This is a genomic window from Paractinoplanes polyasparticus, assembly GCF_019710575.1.
Classification (GTDB): domain Bacteria; phylum Actinomycetota; class Actinomycetes; order Mycobacteriales; family Micromonosporaceae; genus Actinoplanes; species Actinoplanes polyasparticus.
Genome location: NZ_JAHWFK010000036.1, coordinates 50,873 through 69,808 on the forward strand (window position 1 = coordinate 50,873; position 18,936 = coordinate 69,808).

The window sequence follows — 18,936 nt, forward strand, 5'->3', positions numbered from 1 at the left end:
TTACTCGTTCGGAGTCGCGAGACGGGTCCCCGGCGGCAGCAGCTCCCCCGAGATCGCCCGGTAGGGCGGCCACTCCGGCACGGCCAGCTGGTCGACGCCGACCGGGTCGGCCAGCGCCCGGTCGATCGCGGCGCGGAGACGGTTCTGTTCCTCGGCCGGGTTCTGATACCAGGCCACCGACCAGATCCGGTGCATGTGCCAGCCCAGGGCGCGCAGTTCCTCGTCGCGCAGGCGGTCGCGGTCGCGGGTGGACGGGATCGCCTGGTAGTCCGGGCCGTCGAACTCGATGCCGATGGCGAACACGTCGTCGTCCTGGTCGGGGTGCAGCACCGCGAGGTCGATCCAGTGCCCGGCGGCGCCGACCCGCCGGCGTACGGAATAACCCCACGACGTCACGGCGGAGAGCACGGCGTCCTCGAACGGCGTCACGTCGTCACGGTCGTCGCTCTCCCGGCCCAGGGTGGCCGCGGCCCTCTCGGCGTACTCCAGATAGGCCTTGAGATGCCGGACGCTCTCGTTGCCCATGTCGGGCACATCGCCGGAACGGATCGACGAGATCACTTCGACGCGTTGCCGGGCCCGGGTGATGGCGACGTTGAGCCGGCGCCAGCCCTGCGGCCGGTTGAGCGCCCCGAAGTTCGTACTGATCTTGTCGTTCTCGTCGTAGCCGTACCCGATCGACAGCAGGATGACGTCGCGCACGTCGCCCTGCACGGCCTCCAGGCTCTTGCAGAAGAAGCCGGTGAGCCGGTTCCCGTCCTCCAGGTGGTGCTCGAGGTCGGGGCGCTCGGCCATCGCCCGGCGCACCGCCTCGTCGACCGCGTCCGCCTGCGCCACCGAGAGCGTGACCACGCCCAGCGTCTTTCCGGGCCGGGTGGCGTAGTGGTGCAGCACGCGCTCGGCCACCGCGTCCGCCTCGATCGGGTTGTCCGACGTGGTCTGCCGCCGGTAGACGCCGTCCACCAGGAACATCTCGACGCCGTGGTCGGGCTCCTGCGGATAGCTGCGGGTCAGCGTGACCAGGCGGCCGTGGTAGTAGGCGAGGTCGGCGAACGCGAACAGCGCCTCGTGCCGGCTGCGGTGGTGCCAGCCCAGGTGCAGGATCGGGAACGTCTCGCGGGCCAGGTCGAGGATCGACGGGAGGTCGACGACGTCGTCCTCGACGCGGTCGTAGAAGGAGGTCGGCGGCAGCTGCCGGTCGTCACCCACGACCACCAGCGCCTCGCCGCGGTAGATGCAGTTGATCGCGTCGGCCGTGGTGACCTGGGACGCCTCGTCGAAGATGACGGTGTCGAACTCCATCTCGGGCGGCAGGTAGCGGCTGACCGCCAGCGGTGACATCAGCAGGCACGGCTTGAGCCCCTGAACCGCGTGCCGGGCCTGGGCCAGCAGTTCCTGCACGGGCAGGTGGCCGGACTGCTTGTTGCCCTCGCGCCGGATCACGCCGGGCTCGCCGCCGGCCGAGGCCGACGGCCGCCGCGCCTCGACCGCGTAGACGATGTCGGCCAGCGCCGCCCCGCCCAGCTCGCGGTCCAGCAGCCGGTAGACCTCGACCAGGTGCGTACGGTCCTCGGCCGAGACCGGCTGCAGGCCGGGGTCGTCCCGGATGACAGCGTCGGCCCAGCCCCGCAACAGCGCCCGTTCGAGCACCGGCCACACCTGCTCGACCGGGATCTCCTCTTCCGCGCAGAACTCCAGCGCGTCGTCCAGGCCGTGCTCGACCAGCACCCGCCGGGCGTCCTCGTGGCGGAACCACTCGTGCTGCCCCTCGGGGTCGTGCAGCAGCTCGACCAGCAGGTCCCGGGCGTTGTCGTAGTCGCCCAGCCGCTCGATCAGCTCGTCGTGCCGGGCCGGGCCGAACGCGTCCAGCACCTGGGCCCGCGCTGTCTCCCAGCCGGCCACGGCCGCGCCCAGCCCCTCGGTCGGCTGGGCCGTCATCAGCGCGTGGGCCTGCTCGGGCGTCATCGCCGCGTCCTCGCCGGTCATCAGCCGGCGGGCGTGCACCGTCCACGCGACGACCTCGTTCATCGCCTCGTCGTCGGTCTTGGCGCCCCGGTAGACCGCGCCCAGCACGGCCGCGTGCGCCGCGGCCTCGGCCCAGATCGCCTCCTCGGCCTCGGTGGCCGCCCGCCGCTGCTCGGCGATCTCCTTGGTCTCGGCCAGCGTCAGGTCGCGGCCGGTGGGCGCGCTGTACGACCGGATCATCTCGGCCGCGGCGTGCAGCGGGGCGATGTGCGCGCGCAGCCAGGTGACCGCGTCGGCGATGGCGCCCTCGCCCAGTTCGGGCCGGGGCGCACGGGCCGGTGCCGGGCGCAGCGTGGTGCGGAAGCGGGTGAACTCGTCGCGGGCCTCGCTGACGATCCGCAGCAGGGCGCTGTTGGGCCGGGGCGCGCAGACATGCACGGTCACCGCGGGCAGCGCGTCGGCCGGCACCTCGCGGATCACCTCGTCGGCGGTGTGCATCGCCTCCTGGATGGCGTGGAAGTCGGTGTCCATGCCCTTCCAGTGCCGGCCCAGCTGCTCGGCGTGCTCGGCCTCGACCTCCCTGAGCTCGTCGACCGCCAGCTTCCAGGCGGCCGCGTCCTCGACGTTGGCCACCGCCTCGGCCGGCTTCACATCGGGCAGCGCCGCCTCGACGGCCTTCTGCTTGTCCCGCCGGTAGGGGCGCAGCAGCTTACGGGGGCCGCGGTTGCGGGTGAGGCGGTCGGCCACCTCGGTGATCGGCTCCTCGAGCACCCCCTCGTCGAAGTGCCGGCGCGCCTGGGCCTCGGTTTCGCGTACGCGCTCGATGGCGAGACGCAGCGCGCGGACCGCCGCGTGCGCCGCCGGCATGCCCCCGGTCTCGAACCAGGCCGGCTCGGGCTTGTGCTCCCGGTTGATCAGGTCGGCGATGGTGATGACCCGCGCCGAGTCGGCGAACGTGACCACGTTGGGCAGCCCGAGCCGGGCGGTGACCCGGTCCAGGCTCTCCTGCCGGCCCTCGAGCCGGTCGGCCTCCTCGGCGAACTTGTTGGCCAGGTGATCCGCCTGCGCGGCGTTCAGCGGCGCCAGGTCGATCGCCTCGGGCACCAGGTGCGAGAGGTCGGGCACGGCCGCGAGATCGTCGGCCGACGGCAGCTCGGCCCACGGGATGCCGCCGTAGCGCAGGGCGGCCAGGTGATGGGTGAGGTCGGTGGCCGCCTTCTGCACGGGCTGGATGCTGTCGACGGTCATCCAGTCCTCCTCGACCTTCGGAGGACGCTTGCCCGCGTGCGCCGACAGCGCGGCCAGCCGGGCGGCGCCGGACGGCTCGTGCAGGTCGAAGGCGTCGGCCAGGGTCGAGTTGGCGATCACCGTCTCGGCCAGCTTGCCGAGCGCGGTCATGGCCTGGCGCAGGCGGGCGTCGAGCGGCTCGCGGTCGGTCGCGTGCTTCCACACGTACGTCTCACTGCGCACCCGTCCGAGCCGGGCCACCGCGTCCCGCAGCCGGTACAGCGCGTCGCCGGTGAGCTCCTGCGGCGCGATGGTGGCGACCGGAGCGGCCGGCACGTCGAGCAGCCGGGCGCTGAGGCCGAGCACCTCGAACAGGCTGCGGCCGAGCGGCTGCCGCACGCGGTTCAGAGCTTCGGCGTACGCGGTGAGGGTCTCCCGCCTCTCGCGGACCGCCCGGCGGTCGATCGGATCCATGGTCGCCAGCGGCACGGGGTCGGTGTCCAGCGCCGTGGCCAGCGCGTTCGCCACCTCCCGGCGCCCGACCAGGTTGCTGTGCAGGCCGAGCAGGTAGTTGCCGAGACCGGCATCGGTGAGCCGGCGCTGCACGGTGTCGAGCGCGGCGGCCTTCTCCGAGACGACCAGCACCCGCTTGCCGGCGTGCAGGAGCCCGCCCACCATGTTGGCGATGGTCTGCGACTTGCCCGTGCCGGGTGGCCCGTCGAGCACGAAGCTGCGCCCGGCCACCGCGGCCGCGACCGCCACCCGCTGCGAGGCGTCGGCGTCCAGGATCAGCGGCACGTCCTCGGGCGGCGCGACGACGTCGATGCGCTCGACCGGCGTGGGCTCGAAGACGAACGCGCGATCGGCGTCCCGCGTGGCCAGCGCCCGGACGACCGGGTGCTCGACGATGTGCGGCTCGTTCTCGTAGAGGTCGTAGTACATGTCCTCGCGGTGCACGCTGAGGCAGGACAGGGTGACCGTCTCGTCGGCGTACCACCCGCGCCGCTCGCCGATGGCCACGTCGACCTTCGCCCACAGCACGGTCACGTCGAGCTCGGCCAGCGAGTTGATCTCGGGGATGTCGATGTCGAGCTCGCCCATCCGCACGACCAGCGCCGGGTTGACGATCGGGTCCTCGGGCCGCGCGACCAGCCGCGGGCCCGCCGCCTCGATCTGCACCGGCACGAGCAGGATCGGGCTTTCGTACGGGGTCCCGTCGTCGTCCGACCAGTGCAGCATCCCCACGCCCAGATAGAGCGGCGACACCCCCCGGTCGAGGAACTCGAGGCGGCTGCGGCGCCAGAAGTGGTGCAGCAGGGCGCCCAGCTGCTCCTCGGGCAACTCGGTGCGTAGCACGTGGCCCAGCGAGTCGCCCTCGTCGTGGAAGGCGTAGCCGCCGCCCTCCTGCAGCACCTTCACGATCGCCTTGGGCGACGGGCCGGTGATCTCGATCGAGCCCGAGGAGGCGCGGGCGAAGTTCAGGAGCGGGTTGGTGCCGGTCAGATCGACCAGGCCGGAACGCCAGCTCTCCAGGGCCGACCGGACGTCGGCACCGGGGAGCTCGCTTGAATCCGCTTCATGATCCGGCCACATGCCTCAATTTCAGCAAGACGGACGCCGGTCACGCTGGGGATTGGGCTACCTGCTTCAGGATATTTGCGGCATAACGGTCTTGCCGGCGGTTTGAAACACGTCGCAGGGGCCTTCCCGCCCCACGAGAACGTCAGCGGGGCATCCCCCGGGTCGGTTTCCTGACCCCTGGCGTTCGGCAGCTCCCATGGCGGACCTAGGCGCGGCCGACCAGGACGAAGCGCTGGGTGAGGACCGGGGTGTCGTCGGCGAGGTCGGGGGTGTGGCCGAGGAAGCCGGTGACGATGTCACTGCGAAAGAACTCTTCGTGCGCGGTTCGCCAGGCGGCGGTGTCGGCGTAGCCGCGGCCTTCGGCGTGGGCGTAGGCGTCGGTGATGGAGCCGAACGGTTCGGTAACGACGCGGGTCATCTCGATGACGGCGGCGGGCTCGCCGTTCGAATCGACCACACAGAAGCGGTCGCCGGCCGCGGGCAGGGAATCGTGGAGGGCGGGCAGGCCGGTCATCGCCGTCTTGGTGCCGTCGAGGACGGCGGCGACGCCGGAGTCGCGCAGCGGGCCGGGGGCGGCGAGCTCCAGCACCGGAAGGCCGCCGGCCGGGACGGTGGGGGCGAACAGCTTCCAGTGGCCCTCGGTGATGACGTCGACTGCGCCGTCGACGACCCGGATCGCGGTGTCGTCGTCGATGGCGTAGGCCGGGTTGGGCAGGGCGGCCGCCCAGCGTCCGGCCGCGGCCATGGTGTTCTCCGACAGGTCGGGATGGCCGACGTGCGGGAAGATCGAAAAGCCGACGACCCCCAGGGCTTCGTCGGCGCCGGACGGCGGCCTCCAGCCGATGAAGTCGTCGCCGATGCGCGGAGTCATCGCCATGCTGCCGCCGCTGAAGCTGAGCCACACCTTGTCGCTCAGCGAGGGCAGCAGGGCGGCCAGGCCGGACTCGCGCATCCAGTGGGCCGTGTAGAGGGCGTCGCCGCCGGCGACCAGCAGCACGTCGGCCTGTTCGACCCAGGACATCCAGCGGTCGCGGTCGATGCTGGGCAGCGCGGACAGCTCGAGCACGCCCATCGACTTCCAGCCCAGCTCGGTCATCGGCTGCCCGGACCGGCCGGCGATGAACTCCCACGCGCCCGACGGCTTGACCCACGGGTGCCCGTACATGCCGGTGGGGATGCAGAGGGCGGTGGCCTCGGCGATCGGCCTGCCCAGCAGGCCGAGCAGCGCCTCGCGGATGCTCGCGTTGCTGACGCCGGCCGACGTGAGAAGCAGCTTCATCGTCCCCCCAGAACCGATTGCGAAACGCAAGTGGTTTCGGAAGGCTACCACTGACCGCCGCCCAAATCTGCTCCCGATGAGGCCGGGTGCAGACCTGGGCGGCGCTTCGGTGGCTCAGGCGGCGTGCGCGGGCTCCTCGACGTCGCGGGGCTGCTCAGGGGCGTGCCGTTCCAGGGCTGCACCCTCGACATCCACGACCGGGAGCCACGACAACCAGCGCGGCAGCCACCACGCCGACTTGCCGAGCAGCGCGATCGCCGCCGGCACGATCACCATGCGGACCACGATGGCGTCGAACAGGATGCCGATGGCCAGGGCGAAAGCGATCGGCTTGATCGTGTCGTTGCCCTCGGGTACGAAGCCGGCGAAGACCGAGAACATGATCGTCGCCGCCGCCACGACCACCGGGGCCGCCTGCTTGAAGCCGGTGACCACCGCGTCCATCGGCCGGGCGCCGTGGGCGTGGGCCTCATGCATCCGCGACACCAGGAAGACCTGGTAGTCCATGGCCAGGCCGAACAGGATGCCGACGATGATGATCGGCGCCAGGCTCAGCAGCGGGCCGGTGGTCTGCGCGTTGACCAGGTCGCTGAGCCAGCCCCACTGGAAGACGGCGGTGGTGGCGCCCAGCGCGGCGCCGATCGTGAGCAGGAAGCCGACAACGCCCACCACCGGCACCAGCAGCGACCGGAAGACCAGCACCAGCAGCACGAAGGCCAGGCCGACGACGAGAATCAGGTAGATCGGCAGCGCCTGGTCGAGCTTCTCGGACACGTCGATGCTGACCGCGGTCTGCCCGGTGACGTAGACCTGCGCGTCCGGGCCGTCCGCCACGTCGTCCCGGATGGCGTGCACGAGGTCGAGCGTGGCCTGGTCCTCCGGCCCGGAGCCGGGGATGATCGTGATCAGGGCCGCGTTCTGCGCCGGGTTCACCTGGGGCTCGGCGACGAACGCCACGTCCTGGAGTCCGGCAATCCTCTCCCGCACCGTGGCCGCATACGCCGGGGAACCGGAACCATCGACCAGGACCAGCAGCGGTCCGGCGAAGCCGGGACCGAAGCGCTCGCTGATGATCGCGTCGGCCTTCTCCTGCGTGCTGCCCTCGGCCGCCCGCTGGATGAGCGTCGTCTGCATCGAGAAGAACGGGATCGCGATGACGGCCAGCGCGGCGACCGCGACGATCAGGCTCAGCACCCGCTGGTGGGTCACCATGTGCGCCCAGCCGCGGTAGAAGCCACGGTCCTTCTGCTTTTGAACGCCGCCGCGCTCCTTCTTGGGGAGCGCCCGCATGCCGATCGCGCCCAGGAAGGCGGGCACGAGCGTGATCGCGACCAGGACGGCGAAGACGATGGTGGCCGCGGCGGCCAGGCCCATCTCGGTGAGGAAGGGAATGCCGGCGACGCTCAGGCCGGCCAGCGCGATCACCACGGTCAGGCCGGCGGTGACCACAGCTGAGCCGGCGGTGCCGACGGCGAGCGCGACCGCCTCGGGCACCGGCAGGCCGCGGCGCAGCTCCTGGCGGAACCGGGTGACGATGAACAGCGCGTAGTCGATGCCGACGGCCAGGCCCAGCATCACCGCCAGGATCGGGGTGGTCGACTGGAGCTCGGTGAAGCCGCTCAGCGTGGTGATGGCGAGCGCGCCGATGGCCACGCCGGCCAGGGCGGTCAGCAGGTTCATGCCGGCCAGCACCAGCGAGCCGTACGTGATGGCCAGCACCACCAGGGCCACGACCACACCGAGGATCTCGCCGGCGCCGCCGATGTCGGCGCCCGATTCCTGCGTCGCCTCACCGCGGGCCTCGACGACCAGGTTCGCGGAGCGGGACTCGTCGACCACGGCGGTCAGCGCCTCGCGCTCCTCGACCGTGATCTCGGACGCCTGCACGCCGTAGGTCACCGTGCTGTACGCGGCCCGCTGGTCCTGCGAGACGGTGGGCGCCTTCGGGTCGAGCGGGTTGCTGGCCGCGACCACGCCGGGCAGCTTCTGCAGCTTGGCGACGACGGCGGCGACCTGGGCCGCGCCGGCCTGGTCGGTGATCTTGCCGGTGCCCGGCGCCTCCATCACCACCTGGGCCGTGGCGCCGGCCGAGGCGGCGCCGAACCGCTCCTCCATCAGGTCGAGCGCCTTGGTCGATTCCTGGCCCGGGATGGAGAAGGAGTTGACCATCGTGCCCGAGAGGGTGGCCGCGCCGGCGCCGAGCGCGATGACGGCCACCAGCCAGGCCACCATGACCAGGGCCTTGTGGCGCACGGCGCCCAGGCCGAGGCGATGCAGCAACGTTGCCATGTCAGTCGTTCCCTCGCTCGGTGTCGTACCCGGCCGCACTGCGGTGGCCGAGAGCGTCGTAGCTGACGTCGATCAGGTCGTCCTGGGTCACGGCCAGCGGCTTCTCGCGCAGCGCGACCCCGGCGACGGCCAGGGCGCCCAGCGCCCCGACGACCCGGATGGCCCGCAGCGGGTCGGTCTCGGGGTCGACGGCGAAGGCCTCGAAGACCGGCTCGCCGATGCGTTCCATGGCCGCGCCGAACTCGCTCTCCTCCGAGCCCGCGAGGCCGGTGAGCAGCAGCGCGACCGTGCCGGGACCGTCCATGGCCAGCTGGGCGACAGCCGTGATGACCGCGCGGTCGCGGGCGGGCCCGGGCGGCTGGTCAGCCACCTGACCGGCGATCTCGCGGATGTCGCTCAGCACGCGGTCGAGCACCGCCTGCTGCAACGCCTCCTTGGTCGGATAGCGGTGCAACAGGCCCGTCTTCGAATAGCCCACCGCGTCCGCGATGCGCTGGATGGACGTCTCTTTGAAGCCGTGCCGCGCGAAGAGCGTGGCGGCGGCCTCGAGGATCTCGTCGTCTATCTGCTGCTTGGTCGGCCGCGGCATGCGGACCACACTAGTCGGTCACGGACCAACCTGGTCGGTAGCCGACCGTGGCGGTCCTCACAATTGTGGATCTCATGTCTCTGGCCTACCGCAAACGAAACGGCCGGCCACGGGTTTCCCCGCAACCGGCCGTCGAACCCTTCGGGTTCTAGCTCACCGTGCTCTTGATCCAACTGGCGATGTTGTCGACCCGGGCCGCACTCTCGATCTGGGTGTGCGGGCAGGACGGCCCGTTGCTGACCACGGCGACCAGCGCCGGGCCCCTCTTGCCGCGCTCGAGGAAGAACGGGCCACCCGAGTCGTACGGGCACGGGGTCGTGTCCGCCTGGGGGGAGTTGCCCCTCAGCTGGGTCACCGTGTCGGTGAGCCCGGCCACCTCCATCTTTCCGGTGCGCAGCCAGGTGACCGGGGCCGGATTGGTGCTCGTGGTCGAGCCGTAGCCGGTGACCCGGACGAGGTCGCCCACCTCGGGCGCCGTACGGCTCACCTTGATCGGGCGCACGTCCCGGATCGGTTCGGCCAGTTTGGCCAGCGACACGTCAGCCGTCGCCGACTGCCGGACCGCGACGATCTCGACCTCGTGACCACGCTCGGTGTTCGTGAGGTCGGTGCGGCCGACGGTGGCGATCGTCGAGTCGGCCACCGGGCGCTCGACCCGGACGCCGTTCGCGTCCCGGAAGCAGTGCCCGGCCGTGATCACCCACTGTGGTGCGACGAGTGCGCCGGAGCAGGCGCTGTTGCGCCGGCCACCGTCGGCCGTCGGGATGCCGGTCATGGTCAGCTTGACCGAGAAGGCATACCGTCCCGGCTTGACCTGCTCCCCGTTGGCGATCGCGTTCGCCGGGGCGGCGAACCCGAGGAGCCCGACGGCGACGGCGCCGGCCGCGGCGAGAATCGATCTCTTTCTCTGTCCCATTCGGACAACCTAGACCCGTCGATCAACCCCGGCGAATCCGGGAAGACCCCGGGTGATCCCTGAGTGTCGTGGTGGCATTTGGTGGCCTGTGGGGCTTTACCGACGCCCCGCGGGCCTGGGGGTGCGGTTTTCCCCATCGGGGTCCGACCGGGGTTCGGCCCGGATGTTCCCAGCTCCCTACCTGCCTAGTTTCAGGTTCGACACAGGAGAGGCGGCCTTCAGTCCGTTCAGGGTTGGCGGGCGGGGCGGTCGGACGGTTGGGGCTGGGGGAACTGATGGGCAAGCGACCGGTGACGGTACGCATGGCGCGCTGGAGCGCCGAACATCCGTGGCGCGCCATCGCGCTGTGGGTGGTCTTCGTGGCGGTGTGCTTCGTGGGCGGCAACGCTGCCGGGCTCAAGGAAGCCACGGCTACCGACGACGCGATCGGTGAGGCCGGACGCGCGTACGTGATGATCGAGGAGGGCGGGTTCGCCGATGAGCCCGCCGAGGACAACGTCCTGATCACTGCCCGCTCGGGCAAGCTCGACAACGCGGCCGCCCAGCGCGCCGCCGCCGACGCCACCACCAAGCTACGCACGGTCACCGGCGTCGCCTCGGTCGGCAAGCCTGTCCCGGCCAACGACGGTTCGGCCCTGCTCTTGTCCATCACCATGGCCGGCGACCCCGAGACTGCCTCCGACCGCGTCGAGCCGCTCCGCGCGGCGACCGCCGAGGTGCAGCGGGCCCACCCGGATCTGCGGGTGGAACAGGTCGGCGGCCCCTCCATCGGCAAGGCCCTCGACGACACCCTGGGCGAGGACTTCAAGCGGGCCGAGATCCTCAGCCTGCCCGTCACGCTGGCCATCCTGATCCTGGTGTTCGGCGCGCTCATCGCCGCCGGCGTGCCGGTGCTGCTGGCGCTCTCGTCGGTGGCGGCCGCGATGGGCCTCTCGACGCTGGCCTCACACCTGATCCCGTCGACCGACGCCACCTCCAGCGTCATCCTGCTGATCGGCATGGCGGTCGGCATCGACTACTCCCTCTTCTACGTACGCCGGGAACGCGAGGAACGGGCGAAGGGCCGCGGTCACGTCGACGCGGTCGAGATCGCCGCCGAGACCTCCGGGCACGCCGTGGTGGTCAGCGGCACGGCCGTCGTCATCGCGATGGCCGGGCTGTTCCTGGCCGGGGACTCCACGTTCTCGTCGCTCGCGGTCGGCTCGATCCTCGTCGTCACGGTGGCCGTGCTCGGCTCGCTGACCGTGCTGCCCGCCCTCCTGGCCAAGCTGGGCCGCTGGGTCGACCGGCCGCGCGTCCCGTTCGTGTGGCGCCTGACTGCCCGCAACTCCGGCAACGGCTCCCGCTTCTGGCGCGCGGTCCTGCACCCGGCGCTGCGCTGGCCCGCCGCCACGCTGCTGGTGAGCGTGCTCGCACTGCTGGCCCTGGCCGCCCCGGCGCTGAACATGAACCTCAAGTTCCCCGGTACGGAAGACCTGCCCCGCACGACGCCGGCCATGCAGGCGTACGACCGGCTGACCGCGGCCTACCCGAGCAACGGCACCACCCACATCGTCGCCGTGCGGGCTCCCGCCGCGTCGGCCGGCGAGGTCAAGGCGGCGCTGACCGAGCTCACCGAGAGCACCCAGGGCAACCGCCTGTTCGCGCCGCCGGAGCAGACCGGCCCGGACATCGAGGTCTCCCCGGACAAGACGGTGACGGTGCTCGACCTGTCGACGCCGTACACCTCCCGCAGCGACGAGGCCGCCGATTCCCTGCACGAGCTGCGGACGACCCTGGCTCCGGCCGCGCTGGGCGGTCTGGACTACGCGGTCGGCGGCGACGTCGCCAACAACGAGGACTACGCGAAGCACATCTGGCGGACCCTGCCGATCGTGGCCGGGGTCGTGCTGCTGCTGACGTTCCTGATGATGGCCTGGACGTTCCGCTCGGTCGTGGTGGCAGCGACCTCGATCGTGCTCAACCTGCTCTCGGTCGGTGCCGCGTACGGCCTGCTGGTCCTGGTCTTCCAGGGCAGCTGGGCGCCCGACCTGCTCAACTTCACCTCGATGGACGCGATCGTCAGCTGGCTGCCGCTGTTCCTGTTCGTGGTGCTGTTCGGCCTGTCGATGGACTACCACGTGTTCGTCGTCTCCCGGATCCGCGAGGCCGTGCTGCGCGGCGTACCGACCCGCGAGGCCGTGGCCGAAGGCATCACCGGCTCCGCCGGCACGGTCAGCAGCGCCGCCCTGGTGATGGTCGCGGTGTTCTCGATCTTCGCCACCCTGTCCACCATCGACATGAAGCAGCTCGGCATCGGCCTGGCCGCCGCCATCCTCCTGGACGCGACGATCATCCGAGCCGTGGTGCTCCCCTCGGCCATGACCCTGCTGGGCAACGCCAACTGGTGGGCGCCCCGCTTCATGCGTCCCCGGGGCCGCCACGCCGCTTCGGCCGCCGTGACCCCGCCCGCTCCCGAACCGGAACTGGTCGGCCGCCACTGACCCCGGACGGCACATCGGGAGGGGATGCCCACACGGCGTCCCCTCCTCGCCGTCGCGTCCCGGCGATCCTTCGCGCGGTGGCCGCCAACCGCCGCGCCGGCCCGCTTCAGCTGGTCCAGAAGTCCCAGGGACGACGACCGGGCCGGAAGCCGTGCGCCTCAGCCGCGTGGGCAGCCTCCCGAAAGCCGCCGGCGAGCCCCGCGGGATGGTGGGCGTCGCTGCCGAACGAGAGAGCCGTGCCACCCTCCTCACGCCACCAGCGAAGAACCTCGGGGCACAGCGGCACGCGGGAGTTGAGCTCCAGCACCCGGCCACCGTCGGCCACGGCCCGCAGCGCGAGACGGAACTCCTCCTCGTACGCGAAAGGGTTGAACGGCACAGCGCCGACCGGCCAGAACCGCAACGGGTAGTCGATGTGCGCGAAGACAGCGAACGCATCGCTCCCGGCGACGACCGCCGGAACCCGTTGCAGGTACAGCCGGAGCGCCCGCTCCCGTCCGAAGTGCTCGAACAACATCGGCGGCTCGTAGAACTCCGGCCCGACCGGCAGCCCGTGCAACGACCCGAGCACCCGATCGAACCGCCCCGCACGCAGCACGTCCGCGACTGCTTCGACATGCAGATGCGGCTCCCCGATCTCGAGCCCACTCAGAATGCGCAACCCAGGAAACCGATCCCGGCAGCGCTCCACGGCCGCGAGATACCCGGCAGCGTCGAATGCCGGCGCAGTCACCCTCCCCCGCTCGTCGGCGAAAGAGGCCAGATGCGGACTCTCCTCCAGGGTGCCCCGATCAGCCGTCCACACGACGTGGTCGAGGTGCTCGGTGAAGGCCACCGCGGGCACCCCGATCGCGACGGCCCGCGCACAGGTCCCCTCCATGTCCCCGATGTTCGTGTCCCACGACCATTCGCTGTGCACATGACTGTCAGCCGGCAGCATCCGAGCACCTCCCCCGCTCACCTGTTCCCCACCAACCGGCGACACGACACGCACCCGACTCAGCGGGCCCGGAGTTGCCCCATGGACCGCAGGCAGCGCTGGCGATACGCGCGCTGCGCGACCACCCGACAAGCGCCCAGATTCAGCGGGCCGAATATTGCCCCATCGACCGCAGATAGCGGCGGCGGTACACGCGCTGGGCGACCAGCAGAGCCGGGAAGGCCCACCGCCAGGCGCCGGCGGCGGGACGGGTCAGCGACCGGATCGTCAGCCAGACCAGGCCGTCGGCCGACCGGTGGGCGACGAAGGCCTCCTCGCCGCTGACCGGATGCCCGATCAGGGTCCCGTACGAGAAACCCCGCCGTTCCGCTCGGTCGACCGTCTCGATCACCCGGATCGATTCGGTCACCGTCACCGGCCCCACCCGGGCGGTCAGCCGGTAGTCGCTGCCGCCGACCGGACTCACGGCGAACCCGCTACGCGTCTTCACCTGCCAGTCGAGGACCCCGGCCCCGATCCTCGCCCAGTCGGCCGCACCCCGCCCGACGCAGACGGTCCGCTCGTAACGCCGATAGCCGACGGGCCGCTCGTCCCAGACCTCCCGCTCCGGCCGGGTCGCGCCCACAACGTCATAACTCAGCTCCGGCACCACTTCATGATCACAGCCCACCACCGCGGCAGCCCATCATTCACCGCGTCCGCGACATCTCTCGCGCCACCGTCTCCGGTCATGGTCCTCCACCGGCAACCCGACAAGATCTCCCGGACGTACCAGACCGGAATCGCGACAGGCGCTGTGCCACAAGCGCAACCGGCACGGTGCGAACGCGCAACCAACCGCCCAGACCCGCCCGGGTGAGAGAAAGTCCTGCCTCCGTCCACAGAGCGGAAGCCAGACCCCGAACCCGCGCGGGTTCCCCAGCTCAGCCATGCACCGGAGAAGCGCCAACCACGACGCTGCCGCAAGGTGATCCCACGCAAGGACGGGGCCGAGGGTGACCATGCAGGGCGTAGCTGCCTTTCCAGCCATGCATGGCCACCCTCGGCCCCGTCCGTCCCAGCGCAAGAAAGCCGCTGTTCGCAAACCCCGATGCCCCGGTTCGCGAGCTCCGATGCCGCCGCTCGCAAGCCCCGATGCCGCCGCTCGTAAACCCGATCAGGATGGGGCGGGCGTCGGAACGCCGTTGGAAGGGTTGCTGTCGGCTGACACCGGATGCGGGATGCCCGGGGCAGGAGTAGAGCCGGGGGCCTCCCCCCGGGCCACCGCACCGGGCGCCTCGGCCGGGTTGATGCCCGCGGCGGCGTACGCGTCGGCTTCGTCCAGTGTTTCGGTCTGGAGCAGACGATGAGCCAGGCTGTCGAGCTGCGGCCGGTGCGATCGGAGCAGGGACAGCGCCTCGGCGTAGCACTCGTCGACGATCTTGCGGACCTCGGCGTCGATGAGTTCCTTGGTGGCGGGGGCGACGCCGTCGCCGAACGGGGATTCCTGGCCGGGGGGCGGCAGGACGGTGACCGGGCCGATCGCGTCGGACATGCCCCAGCGGCCGACCATCTGGCGTGCGATGTTGCTGACCTGGTCGAGGTCGCTCTCGGCGCCGGTCGTCTCGTCGCCGAAGACGACCTGTTCGGCGGCGCGCCCGCCCAGGGCTCCGATGATGCGGCCCATGAGGTATTGCTTCGAGTAGCCGTAGCGGTCGCTCGACGGGCTCTGGAACGTGACGCCCAGGGCCTGGCCCCGCGGGATGATCGAGATCTTGCGGACCGGGTCGGCGCCCGGGGTCAGCATGCCCAGCAGCGCGTGGCCGGATTCGTGGAACGCCGTGCGCTCCTTCTCGTCGGGGGTCAGCATCAGGCCCCGTACGGTGCCCAGCACGATCTTTTCGAGGGCGTCGGTGAAGTCGTTGTTCCGCACCTGGTCGTGCCCGCGCCGGGCGGCCAGCAGCGCGGCCTCGTTGACCAGGTTCTTCAGGTCGGCGCCGACCATGCCAGGCGTGGACGCCGCGATGCCGTCCAGGTCGACGCCGGGCGCGACGGGGACACCGCGGGTGTGCACGGCCAGGATGGCGCGGCGGCCCGCGAGGTCGGGCGGGCTCACCACGACACGGCGGTCGAAGCGGCCGGGGCGCAGCAGGGCGGGGTCCAGGACCTCGGACCGGTTGGTGGCGGCCAGCACGACCACGCCCTCGCTGCCGGTGAAGCCGTCCATCTCGGTGAGGATCTGATTGAGCGTCTGCTCGCGCTCGTCGTTGCCGCCGAGGGACTGGGCACTGCCGCGGGCGCGGCCGATGGCGTCCAGCTCGTCGATGAAGATGATCGAGGGTGCCACCTTCTTCGCCTGGTCGAACAGGTCGCGTACGCGGCTGGCGCCGACACCGACGATGGCTTCGATGAACTCGGAGGCCGAGATCGAGAAGAACGGCACCTGGGCCTCGCCGGCGACCGCGCGGGCCAGCAGCGTCTTGCCCGTGCCGGGCGGGCCGCTGAGCAGCACGCCGTGCGGGATCTGAGCGCCGAGCTTGCGGTACTTCCCGGGTTCGCGCAGGAAGTCGACGATCTCGGTGACCTCCTGCTCGACCTCCTGGATGCCGGCGACATCGGCGAACGTGGTGCGCGGTCCCGATTCCGGCTGGTAGAGCTTGGCCCGCGACTTGCCGAAGCTGCCCAGCACGCCGCCACCACCGCCGCCCGCCATGCGCCGGCTGATCCAGATGAAGAGTGCGACCAGCAGGATGGTCGGGCCGAAGCCGATCAGCAGCTGCTGCCAGATGGGCGCCGGCGCGTCCGGGGGGTTGGCGTTGACCGGCACGTTGTCGGCCTGCAGCTGCGAGAAGAGGTCGTCGTCGGCGAACGAGGGCCGCTGCGTGGTGAACCGGTCGACCTGCTCGGACTTGGTGTCGCCGGTCGGCGTGTAGGCCACTTCCTTCTTGAACTGGCCCTCGATCGTGTCGGCGGTCGACGTGATCTCGGCGACGTTGTCGCCCTGGACCTGGGTCAGGAAGAACGTGTACGACACGGGCGCGCGCTCGGGCGGCGCCAGGAAGAACGACGAGATGATCCAGTTGAGGGCGAGCAGGACGACGAGCATGCCGCCGAAGCGGACCCAGGAGGAACGCGGCCTTTTCGGGCCACCGGGTGCGGGAGTGGGTGGCACGCCCTCCACCTTCCAGGGGTGGGGGCGCTGCGGCGGCTTCGCGTCTGGGGCATCGGCGGGCATGGCGCGAAGCTACCCCTGATACAGAGCGGGAATGCGCAGTCGTGACGCGCGCTACGCATGCCCATCGTCACCACAGTCAGCATGAACCGACAAAGGCCGGGGCGCGGCCCGCGTACGCAGAGACGCGCGCCCGGGTGGGGGTCCGGGCGCGCGTCTGGCGTGGCTGGGCTGACGTGGCGTTCAGCCCCGGGTGGTGCTTACTGGTTGAGGGCGCAGGGGGCGAGGCCCTCGGCGTTCAGATTCGGCTTGACGGCGTTGCGGCCGATCGCCGTCTCGATCCGGTTGATGGTGGCGAAACGCTTGTCCTCCAGCGGGCCGAGAATCGCGTTCTGAACGAAGGCCGGGCCGCCCTGGCCGACCGAGGACGCGATCCGGGCGTTGGCCTCGGCGATCTGGGTGTTCAGCAGCTCCAGGTTGCGCTGCACCTCGGCCGCGGCCTGAGCCGGAATCTCGGGCAGGTTGTTCACCTGGGGGCAGTTGACCGTGGCCACGGCCGCATTGCCACCACCGGCGTTGCCGTTGCCGGCGTTGCCGCCGTTACCGGCTGCGGGAACCTCGACCGGCTGCTCGGCCGAGTTGCCGCCGTTCTCGTTGAGCGAGCAGGTCGACAGGCCTTCGGCGTTCAGATTCGGCTTGGCCGCGTTGCGGCCGATCGCCGTCTCGATCCGGTTGATGGTGGCGAAACGCTTGTCCTCCAGCGGGCCGAGGATCGCGTTCTGGATGAAGGCGGGGCCACCCTGCCCGACCGAGGAGGCGATCCGGGCGTTGGCCTCGGCGATCTGCGTGTTCAGCAGCTCCAGGTTGCGCTGCACCTCGGCCTGGGCCTGGGCCGGCACGGCGGGCAGTTTGTCGACCTGGGGACAATTGACCGTGGGAACGGCGGCGTTGCCACCACCGGCGTTGCCGTTGCCCGCGTTGCCGCCGTTACCGGCTGCGGGAACCTCGACCGGCTGTTCGGCCGAGTTGCCGCCGTCCTGGTTCAGTGAACAGGTCGACAGGCCCTCGGCGTTCAGGTTCGGCTTGGCCGCGTTGCGACCGATCGCCGTCTCGATCCGGTTGATCACCGCGAAACGCTTGTCCTTCAATGGGCCCAGAACTGCGTTCTGGATGAAAGCCGGGCCGCCTTGCCCGACTGAGGACGCGATCCGGGCGTTGGCCTCGGCGATCTGCGTGTTCAGCAGCTCCAGGTTGCGCTGCACCTCGGCCTGCGCCTGTGCCGGGACTGCGGGCAGGTTGTTCACCTGGGGGCAGTTCACGGTGGGCACCGTCTCGGCGGCCGAGGCAACGCCGAGGCCCACACCGGCGAGGACCACGGCGACACCCGCGACCGCACCGATCTGCCAGCGGCGCGAAATCGTGCGGGACTTGTTGTACCGGGATCTGTACATTGGAGCTGCGCCTTCCGCCAGGGGGACCGTTTTTTGGCTACGGCCATCCATACGGGAGCGCTCCCACGAGGGATTACCGCTTAAGGAACACTTAAGGTGATCTTTGTCGGCGCCCGGTAAACCCGCAGGTCAGACCGGATCGTACGGGCCCGACGCCAGCTCTTCGAGCAGCGACGGCCGGGTCGGCTTCCACGAGAGCTCCCGTCGTGCCTTCTCGCCCGACGCCTGCTGATTCAGCAACAGCGCCGCCCCGAAATCGCCGAGCCGCTCCACCGTCGCCGCCGCGTCCTCGGGCACGACCCGCCCATCCAGGCCCAGGCGCCGGCTCGCCGCTGCACCCATCTCCCGTACGGTCGGATTGTCGCCGCCGACGGCAATGAACCGCTCGCCCGCCGCACCGAGCGTCAGCGCCGCCACGTACAGCTCGGCCAGATCGTCGACGTGCACGGTCGTCCAATGCTGGGCGCCCGGCCCGACCAGCCGCACCTCGGCCCGATTGCCGAAGAACATCGCCGGGATGCCGGCGCCGTAGCCGTACACGATGCCCGGCTCGATCAGCAGCGAGCGGATGCCCGGCGCGGTCAGCGCCCGGCGGTCGACCGCCTCCCGCCAGGCCACGATGGCGGGCGCGTCGAGCGGCTTCTCCTCGGTGATGCCGTCGCCGTCGCCATAGACCCAGATTCCGCCCGTACGAACGAGAGTGGCGCCCGGCCGCAGCCCGGCCAGCACGGCGCCGACGAAGTCGTCGTCGGCCGCGGCGCTGGTGGCGTCGCCCGGGGTGGCCAAGGCGATGACCGCATCCGCCTCGCCCGCCAACTGCCGGACGGTGTCGCGGTCACGCATGTCCCCCACGACGGGCGTGACTCCCGCACCCCGTACGGAACACTTGCGCACCAGCGCCGTGACGCTGTGACCAGCCGCGGTGAGCGCGGGAAGCACCCGGGAGCCGATGTAACCGGTCGCGCCGGTCAGGAAGATCTTCATGGGAAGATCCTGACTCGGCCGCTGTTCGCCGCCAACGAATACGTTCGATGCCGCTCATCGCCGTGGGCGATAGGGTCACCC

11 protein-coding genes are annotated in these 18,936 nt (G+C 71.0%); 1 reads left to right on the forward strand and 10 read right to left on the reverse strand.

The window, feature by feature from the left end; genetic code table 11:
* From KXC43_RS32740 to KXC43_RS32765, 5 genes are all read right to left on the reverse strand, one after another.
* Positions 1-4,785, reverse strand: coding sequence for a PDDEXK-like endonuclease domain-containing protein (locus KXC43_RS32740; protein WP_221380069.1), 4,785 nt, complete (start codon positions 4,783-4,785; stop codon positions 1-3).
* A gap of 193 nt (positions 4,786-4,978) precedes the next feature.
* Positions 4,979-6,052, reverse strand: coding sequence for a Type 1 glutamine amidotransferase-like domain-containing protein (locus KXC43_RS52890; protein ID WP_308129364.1), 1,074 nt, complete (start codon positions 6,050-6,052; stop codon positions 4,979-4,981).
* 114 nt (positions 6,053-6,166) lie between these two features.
* A complete protein-coding gene (locus KXC43_RS32755; RefSeq protein ID WP_221380070.1) occupies positions 6,167-8,341 on the reverse strand; it encodes an MMPL family transporter in 2,175 nt (724 codons plus the stop codon).
* A gap of 1 nt (position 8,342) precedes the next feature.
* Positions 8,343-8,930, reverse strand: a complete 588-nt coding sequence (locus tag KXC43_RS32760; protein ID WP_221380071.1) for a TetR/AcrR family transcriptional regulator — start codon at positions 8,928-8,930, stop codon at positions 8,343-8,345.
* A 148-nt stretch (positions 8,931-9,078) separates the two neighbouring features.
* The gene (locus tag KXC43_RS32765) at positions 9,079-9,846 is read right to left on the reverse strand and encodes a S1 family peptidase (RefSeq protein WP_221380072.1); all 768 of its coding nucleotides are present in this window, start codon (positions 9,844-9,846) and stop codon (positions 9,079-9,081) included.
* A gap of 275 nt (positions 9,847-10,121) precedes the next feature.
* On the opposite strand from KXC43_RS32765, the gene KXC43_RS32770 reads away from it, so the two are divergent.
* A complete protein-coding gene (locus KXC43_RS32770) occupies positions 10,122-12,329 on the forward strand; it encodes an MMPL family transporter (RefSeq protein WP_221380073.1) in 2,208 nt (735 codons plus the stop codon).
* A gap of 106 nt (positions 12,330-12,435) precedes the next feature.
* Here the strand turns inward: KXC43_RS32770 and KXC43_RS32775 are convergent, their stop codons facing one another.
* The 5 genes from KXC43_RS32775 to KXC43_RS32795 all read right to left on the reverse strand — a co-directional run bounded on the left by KXC43_RS32775 (position 12,436) and on the right by KXC43_RS32795 (position 18,855).
* A complete protein-coding gene (locus KXC43_RS32775) occupies positions 12,436-13,269 on the reverse strand; it encodes a PHP domain-containing protein (protein ID WP_221380074.1) in 834 nt (277 codons plus the stop codon).
* Between the two features lie 142 nt (positions 13,270-13,411).
* Positions 13,412-13,918, reverse strand: coding sequence for a DUF1990 domain-containing protein (locus tag KXC43_RS32780; RefSeq protein WP_221380075.1), 507 nt, complete (start codon positions 13,916-13,918; stop codon positions 13,412-13,414).
* A gap of 507 nt (positions 13,919-14,425) precedes the next feature.
* Positions 14,426-16,483, reverse strand: a complete 2,058-nt coding sequence (gene ftsH / locus KXC43_RS32785) for an ATP-dependent zinc metalloprotease FtsH (RefSeq protein WP_255645247.1) — start codon at positions 16,481-16,483, stop codon at positions 14,426-14,428.
* A gap of 197 nt (positions 16,484-16,680) precedes the next feature.
* Positions 16,681-17,871: a hypothetical protein gene (locus KXC43_RS32790; RefSeq protein ID WP_221380076.1), complete on the reverse strand. Its 1,191-nt coding sequence runs from the start codon at positions 17,869-17,871 to the stop codon at positions 16,681-16,683.
* Between the two features lie 129 nt (positions 17,872-18,000).
* Positions 18,001-18,855, reverse strand: a complete 855-nt coding sequence (locus KXC43_RS32795; RefSeq protein ID WP_221380077.1) for an NAD-dependent epimerase/dehydratase family protein — start codon at positions 18,853-18,855, stop codon at positions 18,001-18,003.
* Positions 18,856-18,936 lie beyond the last annotated feature (81 nt).